At 41.3% G+C, this 14,347-nt stretch carries 15 protein-coding genes and 2 other annotated features; of the genes, 11 read left to right on the forward strand and 4 right to left on the reverse strand.

The features are described 5' to 3' along the window. Positions 1–109: 109 nt before the first annotated feature. From thrS to BSO02S_RS05380, 5 genes are all read left to right on the forward strand, one after another. Positions 110–2,044: a threonine--tRNA ligase gene (gene thrS / locus BSO02S_RS05360; protein ID WP_066063607.1), complete on the forward strand. Its 1,935-nt coding sequence runs from the start codon at positions 110–112 to the stop codon at positions 2,042–2,044. 176 nt (positions 2,045–2,220) lie between these two features. Further along, positions 2,221–2,353: a sequence feature (ribosomal protein L20 leader region), on the forward strand. A 156-nt stretch (positions 2,354–2,509) separates the two neighbouring features. Continuing rightward, positions 2,510–3,016, forward strand: coding sequence for a translation initiation factor IF-3 (gene infC / locus BSO02S_RS05365; protein ID WP_066063609.1), 507 nt, complete (start codon positions 2,510–2,512; stop codon positions 3,014–3,016). A 13-nt stretch (positions 3,017–3,029) separates the two neighbouring features. Further along, positions 3,030–3,230 (forward strand): 50S ribosomal protein L35, encoded by a 201-nt coding sequence (gene rpmI / locus BSO02S_RS05370; RefSeq protein ID WP_066063611.1) that lies wholly within the window; start codon positions 3,030–3,032, stop codon positions 3,228–3,230. Positions 3,231–3,268: 38 nt separating this feature from the next. Next, positions 3,269–3,628, forward strand: a complete 360-nt coding sequence (rplT, locus tag BSO02S_RS05375) for a 50S ribosomal protein L20 (protein ID WP_066063614.1) — start codon at positions 3,269–3,271, stop codon at positions 3,626–3,628. A gap of 52 nt (positions 3,629–3,680) precedes the next feature. Then, entirely contained in the window at positions 3,681–3,950 is a 270-nt protein-coding gene (locus tag BSO02S_RS05380) for a DUF1294 domain-containing protein (protein WP_066063759.1), read from the forward strand. 65 nt (positions 3,951–4,015) lie between these two features. Here BSO02S_RS05380 and BSO02S_RS05385 read toward each other — a convergent pair whose 3' ends face one another. Next, complete coding sequence (locus BSO02S_RS05385) at positions 4,016–4,387, reverse strand: sigma-w pathway protein ysdB (protein WP_066063616.1); 372 nt, start codon at positions 4,385–4,387, stop codon at positions 4,016–4,018. Between the two features lie 105 nt (positions 4,388–4,492). Between BSO02S_RS05385 and BSO02S_RS05390 the strand changes: the two genes are divergently transcribed. Beyond that, the gene (locus BSO02S_RS05390) at positions 4,493–4,984 is read left to right on the forward strand and encodes a dUTP diphosphatase (RefSeq protein ID WP_066063618.1); all 492 of its coding nucleotides are present in this window, start codon (positions 4,493–4,495) and stop codon (positions 4,982–4,984) included. Between the two features lie 71 nt (positions 4,985–5,055). Next, positions 5,056–6,141, forward strand: coding sequence for a M42 family metallopeptidase (locus BSO02S_RS05395; protein ID WP_066063620.1), 1,086 nt, complete (start codon positions 5,056–5,058; stop codon positions 6,139–6,141). Between the two features lie 300 nt (positions 6,142–6,441). Here BSO02S_RS05395 and sspI read toward each other — a convergent pair whose 3' ends face one another. Next, complete coding sequence (sspI, locus tag BSO02S_RS05400; RefSeq protein WP_066063622.1) at positions 6,442–6,648, reverse strand: small acid-soluble spore protein SspI; 207 nt, start codon at positions 6,646–6,648, stop codon at positions 6,442–6,444. Between the two features lie 121 nt (positions 6,649–6,769). Here sspI and BSO02S_RS05405 point away from each other — a divergent pair, with 121 nt between their 5' ends. The 4 genes from BSO02S_RS05405 to BSO02S_RS05420 all read left to right on the forward strand — a co-directional run bounded on the left by BSO02S_RS05405 (position 6,770) and on the right by BSO02S_RS05420 (position 12,678). Then, positions 6,770–7,516 carry a TrmH family RNA methyltransferase gene (locus BSO02S_RS05405; RefSeq protein ID WP_066063623.1) on the forward strand — a complete coding sequence of 249 codons (747 nt, stop codon included), beginning with the start codon at positions 6,770–6,772 and terminating at the stop codon, positions 7,514–7,516. Between the two features lie 62 nt (positions 7,517–7,578). Further along, positions 7,579–7,825 (forward strand) — a binding site (T-box leader). A 77-nt stretch (positions 7,826–7,902) separates the two neighbouring features. Continuing rightward, complete coding sequence (pheS, locus tag BSO02S_RS05410; RefSeq protein WP_066063625.1) at positions 7,903–8,940, forward strand: phenylalanine--tRNA ligase subunit alpha; 1,038 nt, start codon at positions 7,903–7,905, stop codon at positions 8,938–8,940. A 55-nt stretch (positions 8,941–8,995) separates the two neighbouring features. Beyond that, complete coding sequence (pheT, locus tag BSO02S_RS05415) at positions 8,996–11,410, forward strand: phenylalanine--tRNA ligase subunit beta (RefSeq protein ID WP_066063628.1); 2,415 nt, start codon at positions 8,996–8,998, stop codon at positions 11,408–11,410. A 263-nt stretch (positions 11,411–11,673) separates the two neighbouring features. Then, positions 11,674–12,678: a nuclease-related domain-containing protein gene (locus BSO02S_RS05420; protein ID WP_169802720.1), complete on the forward strand. Its 1,005-nt coding sequence runs from the start codon at positions 11,674–11,676 to the stop codon at positions 12,676–12,678. Positions 12,679–12,999: 321 nt separating this feature from the next. Here BSO02S_RS05420 and BSO02S_RS05425 read toward each other — a convergent pair whose 3' ends face one another. Together BSO02S_RS05425 and rnhC are read right to left on the reverse strand one after the other, a co-directional pair. Beyond that, a complete protein-coding gene (locus BSO02S_RS05425) occupies positions 13,000–13,290 on the reverse strand; it encodes a 4a-hydroxytetrahydrobiopterin dehydratase (RefSeq protein ID WP_096190941.1) in 291 nt (96 codons plus the stop codon). 59 nt (positions 13,291–13,349) lie between these two features. Next, a complete protein-coding gene (rnhC, locus tag BSO02S_RS05430; protein WP_066063634.1) occupies positions 13,350–14,306 on the reverse strand; it encodes a ribonuclease HIII in 957 nt (318 codons plus the stop codon). Positions 14,307–14,347 lie beyond the last annotated feature (41 nt).

Raw genomic sequence — 14,347 nt, forward strand, 5'->3', positions numbered from 1 at the left:
CGTGCTTGACTTATTGTAGGGAGAAGAGCGAAGTCCACTAGCCGCTGGGCGCTGGAGCTGGACACTAAACTAAGTCGAAACTGACTTTCAAATTAAAGGAGGAATTATTATGTCAGACGTTGTTAAGATTTCGTTTCCGGATGGGGCAGTAAAGGAGTTCCCTCGCGCGACAACAACGGAAGATATTGCCGCTTCCATCAGCCCGGGCCTGAAGAAAAAGGCGATTGCCGGGAAATGGAATGGACAAATGGTTGATCTTCGCCGTCCGATTCTAGAAGCCGGTTCCATAGAAATCGTTGCACCTGGTTCTAGTGATGCGCTAGAGGTATTGCGCCACAGTACAGCACACCTAATGGCACAAGCGGTAAGAAGGCTGTATCCGGAAGTAAATCTTGGTGTTGGACCCGTTATCGAAGGTGGATTTTATTACGATATGGACCTTGAGGAATCATTAACACCTGAAGACCTGCCGAAGATTGAGAAAGAGATGGCGAAAATCGTTAATGAAAACCTTGAAATTGTTCGCAAGGAAATAAGCCGTGCGGACGCTGTCCAGCTATTTAAAGAAGCTGGCGACCCATATAAGCTTGAACTAATTGAAGCTATTCCTGATGAGGAAACAGTGACAATCTACGAGCAGGGTGAATTTTTCGACCTTTGCCGCGGTGTTCACGTCCCATCAACTGGAAAAATAAAAGAATTTAAATTATTGAGTATTGCTGGTGCGTATTGGAGAGGCAATAGTGACAATAAAATGCTCCAGCGCATTTATGGAACTGCTTTTTTCAAAAAGGAAGACTTAGCAGAACATCTTCGCCTGCTTGAAGAGGCGAAAGAGCGTGACCATCGTAAAATAGGGAAAGAATTGAGCCTTTTCACTAATTCCCAATTAGTTGGACAGGGATTACCGTTATGGCTCCCTAAAGGTGCAACAATCCGCCGTATCGTCGAGCGCTATATTGTCGACAAGGAGGTACGCCTTGGTTACGACCATGTTTATACACCTGTAATGGGCAGTGTTGATCTTTATAAAACTTCCGGTCACTGGGACCATTATCAAGAAGACATGTTCCCGGTAATGGATATGGATAACGAGCAATTAGTCCTTCGCCCAATGAATTGCCCGCACCACATGATGGTATACAAAAATGCGATTCACAGTTATCGTGAGCTTCCGATTCGGATCGCCGAGCTAGGAACAATGCATCGTTATGAAATGTCCGGAGCACTATCAGGATTACAGCGTGTTCGGGGAATGACTTTAAATGATGCCCACATATTTGTTCGTCCAGATCAAATTAAGGACGAATTCAAGCGGGTTGTGAACCTTATTTTAGCCGTCTATAAAGACTTTAATCTTAATGATTATTCCTTCCGTCTTTCCTACCGTGACCCTCAGGATACTGAAAAGTATTTTGATGACGATGCAATGTGGGAGAAAGCGCAGGGAATGCTGAAGGAAGCCATGGATGACCTTGGACTTGATTATTATGAGGCAGAAGGAGAAGCAGCCTTCTACGGCCCTAAGCTTGATGTTCAAGTGAGAACAGCGTTAGGTAAGGATGAAACATTATCCACTGTTCAATTAGACTTCTTACTGCCGGAGCGTTTTGATTTAAGTTATGTCGGTGAAGATGGTAAACAGCACCGTCCTGTTGTTATCCACCGCGGTGTCGTATCAACAATGGAACGATTTGTAGCTTTCTTAATCGAAGAATACAAGGGAGCATTCCCAACATGGCTAGCTCCTGTACAGGTTCAAGTCATTCCAGTATCGCCGGGTGCGCATTATGATTATGCGAAACAAGTTCAAGAACAGCTTCAAAATGAAGGCTTCCGTGTCGAACTGGATGGCCGTGATGAAAAAGTCGGCTATAAAATCCGCGAAGCTCAAATGCAAAAAATACCATATATGCTTGTTGTTGGTGATAAAGAGGTCGAAGATCAGGCCGTAAACATCCGTAAATATGGCGAACAAAACTCCGAAACCAAGCCTTTTGCTGAGTTTCTCGCTTCGATTAAGGCAGAAGTGCAAAAAGGATAATTTTAATACCAGGGAGGCTTTAAGCCTCTCTTTCTTTTTTGAAAAGGGAAAAAAATATGTTGAATAATTTTTAATTTCTTGTTAAACTAAATTTCGTTGTCAAAGAAAAATAGTTCGTTTGACATTACGTCTTTGTATATGTTATAGTTACTAAGGTGAAAATAGAATACTTGTTTTGGGAAAAGAAGAAGCACCCGCTTCTCACCTGATTGACGCAATTGGCAGTTGGCAGGTTTTACGTGAACTTTTTGGTTTCATTACTTATGTTCTGTAAAGTGTGGGTGCATTCATCCACACTTTTTTTGTTTGTGTACTTAAGCAATCGCACTGCTAAAAAGTTTTTTATACCTGTCGATTCAGCAATGGCATTATTCATGAAGGGTTGAAAAGGATAGTCTTGATTTCTTGACCCGGAAGAAAGTATTCGTGATAAATCCTTGGAGGTGGCTAATTATTAGCAAAGACATGTTGTTAAATGAGGGTATACGCGCTCGTGAAATTCGTCTGATTGATCAAAACGGCGAGCAGTTGGGGATTAAAACCAAGTTTGAAGCGTTAGAGATCGCCGGACGAGTGAATCTTGATTTGGTACTTGTAGCACCAAATGCAAAGCCTCCGGTAGGCCGAATTATGGACTATGGCAAATATAAATTCGAGCAGCAAAAGAAAGACAAAGAAGCTCGTAAGAATCAAAAGATCATCATTACTAAAGAAGTTCGTCTCAGCCCAACAATTGATGAGCATGACTTTAATACAAAGCTGCGTAATGCCATTAAGTTTTTGGAAAAAGGCGATAAGGTAAAAGCTTCAATCCGTTTCAAGGGCCGGGCGATTACCCATAAAGAAATTGGTCAACGAGTGTTAGACCGTTTTTCCGAGGCGTGCAAGGAAGTTGCGACCATCGAGTCACATCCTAAAATGGATGGACGGAGTATGTTCCTAGTTCTAGCACCTAAAATCGACAAGTTATAAGGAGGATATCCCAATGCCAAAAATGAAAACTCACCGTGGCGGTGCAAAGCGTATCAAGAAAACTGGTTCTGGTCAGTTAAAACGTGACCACGCATATACAAGCCACTTATTTGCAAACAAATCTACAAAAGCAAAACGTAAACTTCGCAAATCATCCCTTGTTTCTAAAGGTGATTTCAAACGCATTCGTCAAATGTTAACTTACGTGAAGTAATCTAAAAGTGATCGATTTATATATTGGAGGGAAATTACATGCCACGTGTAAAAGGCGGTACAGTTACGCGCAAGCGTCGTAAAAAAGTTTTAAAATTAGCAAAAGGTTATTACGGTTCTAAACATACATTATATAAGGTTGCTAACCAACAGGTTATGAAATCATTTATGTATGCTTACCGCGATCGTCGCCAGAAGAAGCGCGACTTCCGCAAACTTTGGATTACTCGTATCAACGCAGCAGCTCGTATGAACGGTCTTTCTTACAGCCGTTTAATGCATGGCTTAAAGCTTGCTGGTATCGAAGTAAACCGCAAGATGCTTGCTGAATTAGCAGTTAGCGATATAAATGCATTTGCTGAATTAGCAAACGCAGCAAAACAACAATACAACAAGTAATTTTTGATAAAAGCCATTCTCTGAGATGAGGATGGCTTTTTCTAATAAGGGGATGCAGCATTTGACTATATTGTTAGTGGCCTTTCTTGTCATGAATATTTCAGGGCTTTTGATTATGGGAGAGGATAAAAAGCGAGCAAAAAAGCATCAATACAGAATTAGTGAGAGGACACTCTGGCTTGTGGCGCTTTTTGGAGGGGCTGTCGGAACGACGGCTGGTATGCAGCTTTATCGTCACAAAACGAAGCATCTTTCATTTAAATTTGGCTTTCCTTTCCTTGCAGTTATTGAACTTGTTCTTTTCATAAAAGCGCTAATGTAAAAAGCCGCGGTGAAGGCGGCTATTATCTAGCTTCAGCGCCTAGGGCGCTTCAGCTTTTCTTATTGCTATAAAAATTCCTTCACAGGACTTTTCCAATTGATTTTTGCATGGGGATACCGCTCAAGGATCTTTTTATCCATATATATAAAGTCATCCTTTATCAGCCCTTTAAGTGAAATGGAATTCTCTGGCCAAATAGAAATGGAGACAACATCAAAGGTGTTATCCGCCGTACCCATGTATTTTTCCCCTGCAAAAACAACACCTTGATAGGTGAGCAGGAAGTTCTTTCTGACATCTTCATTATCGAGCAGCAAAAAGCGTTTCTGTTTACGGGCAGCCTCAAGTTTTCGTTTTGATGTAAAAAGGAATTTTAACGCAAAATAAAAAAAGAAAAATATAAAGAACAACAATACGAAGCGCACCAACCAAACCATGGCTAAGCCTCCTACATCCATTTTTCTTGTAATACGAAGCAGAAGGAAAAAGGTTTCATTCATTTTTCATTTTGATATAATTTTTAACAAGGAGTGGTGATTAGTATGGAGCTTGAAAAACTGTTTCAAATGCAAAAAGGCTTGGACAGACATATTGAAGAAAAGCATCAGCTTCAGGATAAAGATTTATTTGATAAGAAAGTGCTTGCCTTGCTTGTGGAAATAGGTGAATTAGCTAATGAAACACGCAGTTTTAAGTTTTGGAGTGTTAAGCCATCTTCTGCTAAGGAAGTGATTCTTGAGGAATTTGTCGACGGGATTCACTTCATTTTGTCACTAGGAATTGAGCTTGGGTTTGAAAAGCGTCAATTTGATTTGAATGAGAACGAAACAACCTTGGATGTGACTGAGCAGTTTATTGCCGTCTATGAATTGATTAATATTTTTCAAAAGAGTAAGGGGTTTGAAGATTATTCAAAGTTATTTGCCGCTTATTTACAGTTGGCTTTATCGCTTGGATTTAAAAATGAGGAAATGGAACAGGCATATTTCCGAAAAAACGAAGTAAATTATCTGAGACAGCAGAATAACTATTAGCAGAAAGTTTGTTAAGTAGTCGCTATTTTCTGTATAATAAATGTCGTAAATACATATGAGGGGGCAAATAGATGGCAAAACTGGATGAAACATTAACGATGTTAAAAGAATTAACCGATGCCAAAGGAATTCCCGGCAATGAGCGTGAAGTACGGGAAGTGATGAAGAAATACATAGAACCATTTGCAGATGAAATTTCAACGGATGGACTTGGCAGTTTAATTGCTAAAAAGGTTGGTAAGGACGGCGGTCCGAAAATTATGGTAGCTGGTCACTTAGATGAAGTCGGTTTCATGATTACCCAAATCGATGAAAAGGGTTTCCTTCGTTTTCAACCCGTTGGCGGCTGGTGGGGCCAGGTTATGCTCGCTCAGCGCGTCACGATTGTCACCAAAAAAGGTGATGTTACCGGGATTATCGGTTCCAAACCGCCACATATATTAACAGCTGAAGCCCGCAAGAAGCCAGTTGAAATTAAAGATATGTTTATTGATATCGGTGCTTCAAGCCGTGAAGAAGTTCAGGAATGGGGCGTTCGTCCCGGCGATATGGTCGTGCCATATTTCGAATTCACGGTGATGAACAATGAGAAGATGCTTTTGGCTAAGGCTTGGGATAACCGGATTGGCTGCGCGATTGCCATTGATGTATTGAAGCAATTACAGGGTGTTGAGCATCCAAACGTTGTTTATGGCGTTGGGGCAGTTCAAGAAGAGGTGGGATTGCGCGGTGCCAAGACGGCAACGTACAAAATTCAGCCTGATATTGGTTTTGCGGTCGATGTTGGTATCGCTGGCGATACTCCTGGGATTTCAGAAAAAGAGGCAATGAGCAAAATGGGGAAAGGACCACAAGTGGTCATATATGATGCATCCCTTGTCGCCCATAAAGGCTTGCGTGACTTAGTTACTGACACAGCTGATGAATTGAACATCCCTTATCAATTCGAGTCTATTCCTGGCGGTGGTACGGACGCTGGGTCTATTCATTTGACGCATAATGGGGTTCCTGCGCTTGCGATTACGATTGCAACCCGTTATATTCATTCACATGCCGCGATGCTCCATCGTGACGATTTCGAAAACGCAGTGAAGTTGATTGTCGAAGTCATTAAGCGCCTGGACCGTGAGACAGTTGATAAGATTACGTTTGAATAAATAGTTTCGGAGATTCTCAGTGCAGTTTCTGGCTGGGGATCTTTTCTTTTAGAAGGTTTTTTTAGGATTCGCAAATAAAGCGCCCAGAAACGCAAATAAACAGCTCTGATTCGCAAATAAACAGCCCGGATTCGCAAATAGAACCTGAAAATCTGCTATTAGAACGCAAAAGTTTAGGAATAGACCTTGAGAATTCACCGCTATACCTGTATTTTCCGCTAATAATGCATCTATTTTAGCTGAAAAACTCACTTATGGCTGAAAAAAGCTGCCAATCTTAACGATTGGCAGCTTAAGACCTTATTTTAACCCACTTTCAAGGGTTGCAAGCATTTCCTTCTTGTCTTCTTCCGATGAATGTTGCCATATGATTTCAAATAAAACACCTAAGCCAGGAAGCATTTTTTCTTCCCCATTTTGAATCGCATCAACAATTGTATCTTCTAATTGTTCTTGAGTATTGCCAGAAACATTGTGAACAATGGCATTGCGCAAATTTAGGTTCATGACTACACACTCCTATTTAATCTGTATTTCTTTAATAGGTTTTCTAATTTTTGTTTTATTATGTATTTTTGTTAGGCTATAATGATAAAATCATATGAGTAATTTTAAAGGGGAGCAGGTTTTGAAACATATTGAATCTTTAAGTAATCCTAAAGTAAAACAATGGAAAAAACTTTTGACCAAAAAAGAGCGGGACAAGTCAGGAACATTTTTAGTTGAAGGCTTTCATTTAGTTGAGGAAGCTCTTAAACAAGGCGAACAAATGATGGAAATCATTATTTCTGAAAAAGTGGACCTGCCGCGCTGGGATACTGCTAGTACGCCTGTTATCATCGTTACGGAGGAAATTTCAAATTCACTTTCGGATACCGAAGCGCCGCAAGGGATTTATGCCGTCTGCCGCCAAGCAAATATGGAAGCTCAACAGGCGAAAACTTTCCTTTTTGTCGATGCCGTTCAGGATCCGGGAAATCTTGGAACGATGATCCGCACAGCCGATGCGGCCGGAATCGATGCTGTTGTCGTTGGGCATGGCAGTGTTGATATTTTTAACTCAAAGGTGCTAAGATCGGCGCAGGGAAGCCACTTTCACCTTCCGATTATCAGGGGCGACCTACATCAATGGGTGGACAAACTTCAAGGAGAGAATATCCCGGTTTACGGTACAGCATTAGAAGGGGCATCTGAATATACTGAAATTTCAAGGGGTGATTCATTTGCCCTGATTGTTGGGAACGAAGGTAACGGTGTCGGCAAGGATATCCTTGCAAGCACCACGGCCAACCTCTATATCCCGATTTATGGAAAAAGCGAATCACTCAATGTGGCCGTTGCAACCGGAATCCTGCTTTATTATTTGAAAAAATAGACGTAAACAAGTTTGACCTCTTGTAAGTAAATATTATATAATAATGAACAATATTAATAAGAATAAAAACGATGACGGAGAAAAGTATCTTGTCAAAGACCATTTAGGGAGAAAGTGCCGCGACTGAAAGCACTTTTATGGTTCTGAGCTTGAGAAGTTCACCTCCCGAGTTGGCATCGGGACCATTTTTCTTAGAAGAATGTAAAGGTGCACCGGCACATGCCGTTATCCGAATGAAGCGAACACTTGTGTTTTTTACATATCGTGTTTACAAGGGTGGTACCGCGAACTATAAACCTCGTCCCTTACCAGGGATGGGGTTTTTTTGTTTTTTCTCGGTGCCTGTCACCACCCGAAAATTGTCGAAAATTGAAGGAGGAATAGACATGCAAGAACGTTTAAAGGAATTGCAGGAAGAGGCTATTCAAAGGATTGAACAGTCTGCAAGCTTAAAAGAATTAAATGATATCCGCGTTGCTTATTTAGGCAAAAAAGGCCCAATCACAGAGGTACTGCGCGGCATGGGCAAGCTGTCTGCTGAAGAACGCCCAGTCATGGGAGCACTCGCTAACGAGGTTCGTGAAGCAATTGCCGTTAAACTTGAGACAAAACAAAAGGGATTGGAAGAAGCTGCTGTCCTTGAAAAATTAGCATCTGAAAGCATAGATGTGACCCTGCCAGGACGTCCAGTAAAGGTTGGAAACCACCATCCACTCACAAGAATCATTGAGGAAATTGAAGACTTATTTATTGGAATGGGCTATCAGGTCGCTGAAGGACCAGAGGTAGAACAAGACTATTATAACTTTGAAGCCCTAAATTTACCGAAGGGTCACCCGGCACGCGACATGCAGGACTCTTTTTATATCACAGACGAGATTTTAATGCGAACTCACACCTCGCCGGTTCAAGCGCGGACGATGGAAAAGCATCAAGGCAAGGGACCAATCAAAATTATTTGCCCGGGTAAAGTGTACCGCCGTGATAATGACGACGCGACACACTCCCACCAGTTCATGCAAATCGAGGGCCTTGTGGTTGGCGAGAATATCCGCATGAGCGACCTGAAAGGGACATTGGAGATATTTGCAAAAAAGATGTTCGGAGAAGACCGCGAAATCCGTCTAAGACCAAGCTTCTTCCCGTTCACAGAGCCATCTGTTGAAATGGATATCTCTTGTAAAATTTGCGGCGGCAAAGGCTGCAGCGTTTGTAAGCAAACAGGCTGGATTGAAATTCTTGGTGCCGGGATGGTACATCCAAACGTCCTTGAGATGGCTGGTTATGATTCTAAAAAATACACGGGATTCGCCTTCGGTATGGGACCAGAGCGGATTGCGATGTTGAAATACGGTGTCGATGACATCAGACATTTTTATACAAATGACGTTAGATTTTTAAAACAGTTTTCTAAACACGAGTAGGAATAAATGCTGTAGCGCCTTGGTGCTGAAGCTGGATAACAAGGAGGATGACGACATGTTCGTTTCATATAAATGGCTCGAAGATTATATCGATTTAACTGGAGTAACCGCAGCTGAATTGGCGGAAAAAATCACTAAAAGCGGGATTGAAGTGGAAGGCGTTGAAATTCTTAACGAAGGCATTAAAGGGGTTGTAGTCGGTCACGTACTTGAACGCGTGCAGCACCCAAATGCCGATAAATTAAGCAAATGTCTTGTTGATGTTGGCGAAGACCAGCCTGTACAAATTATTTGCGGTGCACCGAATGTGGCACAAGGACAAAAGGTTGCCGTGGCTAAGGCTGGTGCTGTTTTACCGGGTAATTTTAAAATTAAGCGGGCGAAGCTTCGCGGTGAAGAATCGAACGGAATGATTTGTTCCCTAACTGAGCTTGGGATGGAAGGCAAGGTTGTTCCGAAAGAATATTCCGAGGGGATCTTTGTTTTTCCAGCCGATGCTGAAGTTGGAGTAGATGCTCTTGCTTTGTTAAATAGAGACGATGAAGTCCTAGAGCTTAGTTTAACACCGAACCGTGCTGATTGCTTGAGCATGCTCGGGGTTGCCTATGAAGTAGCAGCCATTCTTGGCAGAGAGGTAAAGCTTCCGGAAACGAACCTCGAGCCGGCTGCTGAAAAAGCTTCTGATTATGTAAAAATAGTTGTTGAGGCAAAAGAAGATAACCCGTTATATGTGGCAAAACTGATTAAAAATGTAAAAATCGGTCCGTCACCACTATGGATGCAGACGCGACTAATGTCAGCGGGCATTCGTCCACATAATAATGTCGTTGATATTACGAACTATATTTTATTAGAATACGGTCAGCCGTTACATGCGTTTGATTATGAACGTTTAGGATCCAAGGAAATCCTTGTCCGCCGTGCAGTAGATGGTGAAAAGTTTATAACGCTTGATGATACAGAACGGACATTAACATCTGAACATCTTGTGATTACCAATGGTGTAGAGCCTGTTGCCCTTGCTGGTGTGATGGGCGGAGCGAATTCAGAGGTATCATCAGACACAACTACTGTTTTATTAGAATCAGCTTATTTTAGTGGTGGAACCGTTAGAAAAGCATCGAAAGACCACGGCTTAAGAAGTGAAGCAAGCGCTCGTTTTGAAAAAGGTGTGGATCCGAAGCGCGTTCGAGCAGCAGGTGAACGTGCGGCTTACTTAATGGCGATGTACGCCGGCGGTGAAGTTTTAGAAGGAGCAGCCGAAGCTGATACACTTACCATTGAGCCAGCAGTTGTTTCAATTACTTTAGAAAAAATTAATCGTGTCCTTGGTACGGAACTTGTAATGGCAGATGTAAAAGATATCTTCAACCGTCTTCAATTTCCGGTGAGTATTGAAGGAGATTTGATTACGGTAACGGCTCCAACGCGCCGCGGCGATATCAGAATTGAAGAAGATTTAGTGGAAGAGGTTGCACGTTTGTATGGTTATGACAATATTCCGATGACCCTCCCAATTGGTTCATCCACTCCAGGGAATTTATCGGACTATCAGAAGAAGCGCCGTGAAGTTCGTCAATATCTTGAAGGGGCAGGCTTGTACCAGGCTGTTACTTATTCTTTAACAAGTGAAGATAAAGCCACCCAATTTGCTCTTGAACAACGCGATACCATTCGTTTAGCAATGCCAATGAGTGAAGAGCGCAGCGTGCTTCGCTTAAGCATCATGCCGCAGCTATTAGAAGTATTGAAATATAACAGTGCCCGTCAAAATGACAGCCTAGCAGTGTATGAAACCGGCGCCGTATTCTTGGCCAATGGGGTAGACTCACTTCCGGTTGAAAAAGAACATTTAGCAGGGGCCATTACGGGACTAATGCTGAATAATTCATGGCAGGGTGAAAAGAAGGCAGTTGACTTCTACGTTGTCAAAGGAATTTTAGAAGGAATGTTTGCGAAGCTTGGCCTTACAGAGCGTGTCCAATACGTTCAAGCACAGGTGGAGGGAATGCATCCTGGCCGTACAGCGGAAATCCTTCTAGGCAGCGAGAAAATCGGCTTTGTCGGCCAAGTACACCCAAATGTTCAAAAAGAACTTGATTTGAAAGATACGTATGTATTCGAACTTTCATTGAAAGCAGTGCTCGAAGCAAACGCACCAGTGTTACAATACGAAGCCATCCCACGCTTCCCATCAATCACAAGAGACATTGCCCTTGTGGTAAACAGAGAAACGGTGTCAGGCACCTTAAGAGAGATCATTTTAACAGCAGGTGCTCCGCTTCTGAAAGAGGTTCATGTGTTTGATTTATATGAGGGTGACAAGATGGAGGAAGGCAAAAAATCAATTGCTTTTTCATTAAAATATCTTGCTCCGGAGCGTACACTGACGGATGAAGAAGTTACCAAGGTTCATGAGCGAGTGCTTGATGCTTTAAAAGAAAAAGCAGGCGCGGTTTTAAGAGGTTAATCAATAGAGGCTGGCTCGAAATGTTAGATTTCGGGCTGGCCTTTTCTTTTTTTTAGTGGGAATATCCGATTCGCTGATAAAATGTAAAATTCGCTGATATATGGTGCAGATTCGCTGATAAATATGATAAATTCACTGATAAATTACTCAAAAGCACTGATAAAATTTAATAGACATAAAACGTTAACGAATTTCGCTAAAATTCGGCAGGAATCTTGATGGATTTTACGAAATTTTTATATAAAATGAAAGGAGTGATCATATTGGTTATAAAAGAAAGGACAATTCCCTTAGTAATTCTAATTTTGCAGGCATTATGCCGCCGTCTGCCACTGAATTACCCTAAATATCAGCAAATTTTAGAGGAACTCGGAAGGAGGCAAGCGGGTTACAAAGGAGAAGTAGCTCTAGATTATTATTTACGTCGCCTTCCAATTGATAAATACTTAATTCTCCACGATTTAAATCTTCCAGATGGTGATTATAATTGCCAAATTGATACTCTTCTCCTGACACCAGAATTCGCCTTAATAATTGAAGTGAAAAATATGGCCGGCAAATTAATTTTTGATACCGAAAATGAACAATTTCTCCAGATAAACAATGAAAAGGAAAAAGGTTATCAGTATCCGGTTGCCCAGGCAGAAAGGCATCAAGAGTACTTAAGGAAATTGATGGCTGAGCATAAATTTCCCCAAGTCCCAATTGATTACCTAGTGGTCATCAGCAATAACTATTCCTCATATGTCATCACCGGAAAAAACGCTCATAAAGTGAAGCCACGGGTATGTAAGGCAGATGTTTTCAATAGTAAAATTAAGTATTTTGAGAAACTATATTCTGAGCCAGTCCTCAGTACGAAAGATCTTCGGAAACTGAGCCGACTTCTCGTAAAAATGAATACAATCCCGACAAATTATATTTTAAATAAATATGAAATTAATAAGACAGATTTAATAACCGGTGTTTTTGGCCCAGCTTGCAATCATTTTCCCCTTATTCGTAAGAAACAGAAATGGTACTGCATCAAGTGTGGTGAATATTCAAACGATGCTCATATACAAGCGCTGACGGATTACTTTTTACTTATTGATACGAAAATAACAAATCAGCAGTTTCGTGAGTTTGCTCATTTAGATTCTATCGATACCGCTGGGAGATTGCTGCGTTCTGCAAATCTAATTCAATCCGGAACAAAAAGGATGCGCACGTACTCCCCAGTTAAATTCCCGTGGGATGATTGCGTCAAAAAATCGATTCGCAAATAAAACAGGGTAATTCGCAAATAAAAGGCTCGAATTCGCAAATAAAATACCCAGATTCGCAAATAAACCGTATATTTTCGCAAATAAAATATTTAAGAGGTAATTGTCCTTTACTAAAATAGGCCAAAATGACTATTTTGCTCGACGAATCTATTACTTTTTTGAAAAATTACTATCAAATTAAAAGTTATTAGTTAAAAATTCGTTGATTCGCCAATAAACAGGTAGAATTCACACAAAATCAACCGATTTACAATAAATTTTCCTGTTAAGATAGCAAAAGAGGCTGCCCACCACCTAACCCATGGGGCAACCTCTTTAAAATTAAATTTTTCCATAAATAACATCATAGTTTTTCGCCAAGGCAACATCTAAATCGGTCAATCCCCCCGCATTCCATGAGGTTAGCCTTAACGTCACTAATTTATAATCAATCGCAATAAACGGGTGATGATTTTTTTCCTCCGAAAGCGCAGCAATTTCATTTACGAACGCCACACCCTTTAAAAATTCCCGAAAACGATATTTTTTTACAATAAATTTACCGTCTAATTTCCATCCTGTTAATTCAGCAACCGTTGAAGTAACTTCCGCTTCACTTAGTCGATTCGCCACTAATACCCCTCCAAACACCGTTTCTTTATATTTATTCGATAGCATCCCGAAAAAACAACCTAGTTCCTCTTTTTATTTACAATCGCCAGCGCTTTATCAGTATTAGCGAAATGGAGCTTAACGAAAGATGGCAGGATGTCTCGCCCTTTATTGACAATCAGTTTTGCAGCGGCAACATCAACCTGGGCCCCGGCACCTTTCGGAATTTTAAAGCCGGCCGCCTCGCTAAGTTTATCAATATATTGGACAAAGGCATAGCGGGCGAGAATGCTTGCAGCCGCAACCGCCAAATGGATGCCTTCCGCTTTCGTGCTAAAACAAACATCTTCTCTAGCAATCGCTTTTTGCCCCTTCAAGTGTTGAAAATAGGTACTCGCCTGAACAAATTGATCGATAAGGATCGCCTCAGGCTTTACCGGTGAAATTTTCCCCAGCACATTTAAAATTGCCTGATTATGAAGGATGGCCTTCATTTTTCCTTGCGACCACCCCGCTTGTTGAACCTGATTATATTTTTCGTTTTTAAGAGTCATTAAGCTAAAGGGAACAATATCCTTGATGACCTTGGCAATCGCAATAATTTTTTCATCATTTAAATCCTTTGAATCGCGCACACCTAATTCCTTTAATAACGGGATATCTTCTTTTCTAACATAAGCAGCAACAACAGTAATCGGGCCGAAAAAGTCACCGGTACCAACTTCATCTGAGCCAATTACGGACATCCCGCCGATCCCAAGAGGCAGGTCGCCCTTCGCTGCTGCCGCAGATTTCCCTTTGGAAGCAACCGTCTTTTTAGCTGGTGCACTAGCACTGCCTCCCCATTTACTTGCTTCTTTTTCACAATCATTCCCCTGGAACAGCACTTTTCCGGATTTATATGCTGTGATCATACAGGCGGGAGTTTTCGCAGCAAACACACTTCCTGGTATGTTTTTATCTAAAAGATTCTTTCCATAATAACTTTTCATTTCAATAATCTTATTCATTTCCAGATTAATAACAACATTACCCATTGTAAAACACCACATTTCTAGTAAATATAAAATACCTCTTA

This window comes from Neobacillus soli NBRC 102451 (genome assembly GCF_001591665.1).
Lineage (GTDB): Bacteria > Bacillota > Bacilli > Bacillales > Cytobacillaceae > Neobacillus > Neobacillus soli.

Bases quoted from the DNA above. Each gene is read 5' to 3' on its own strand.
- rnhC (WP_066063634.1), bottom strand. From the start codon at position 14,306: ATGGGTAATGTTGTTATTAATCTGGAAATGAATAAGATTATTGAAATG.
- thrS (WP_066063607.1), top strand. From the start codon at position 110: ATGTCAGACGTTGTTAAGATTTCGTTTCCGGATGGGGCAGTAAAGGAG.
- sspI (WP_066063622.1), bottom strand. From the start codon at position 6,648: ATGAACCTAAATTTGCGCAATGCCATTGTTCACAATGTTTCTGGCAAT.
- BSO02S_RS05380 (WP_066063759.1), top strand. From the start codon at position 3,681: ATGCAGCATTTGACTATATTGTTAGTGGCCTTTCTTGTCATGAATATT.
- BSO02S_RS05385 (WP_066063616.1), bottom strand. From the start codon at position 4,387: ATGGTTTGGTTGGTGCGCTTCGTATTGTTGTTCTTTATATTTTTCTTT.
- pheS (WP_066063625.1), top strand. From the start codon at position 7,903: ATGCAAGAACGTTTAAAGGAATTGCAGGAAGAGGCTATTCAAAGGATT.
- infC (WP_066063609.1), top strand. From the start codon at position 2,510: ATGTTGTTAAATGAGGGTATACGCGCTCGTGAAATTCGTCTGATTGAT.
- pheT (WP_066063628.1), top strand. From the start codon at position 8,996: ATGTTCGTTTCATATAAATGGCTCGAAGATTATATCGATTTAACTGGA.
- BSO02S_RS05395 (WP_066063620.1), top strand. From the start codon at position 5,056: ATGGCAAAACTGGATGAAACATTAACGATGTTAAAAGAATTAACCGAT.
- rpmI (WP_066063611.1), top strand. From the start codon at position 3,030: ATGCCAAAAATGAAAACTCACCGTGGCGGTGCAAAGCGTATCAAGAAA.
- rplT (WP_066063614.1), top strand. From the start codon at position 3,269: ATGCCACGTGTAAAAGGCGGTACAGTTACGCGCAAGCGTCGTAAAAAA.
- BSO02S_RS05390 (WP_066063618.1), top strand. From the start codon at position 4,493: ATGGAGCTTGAAAAACTGTTTCAAATGCAAAAAGGCTTGGACAGACAT.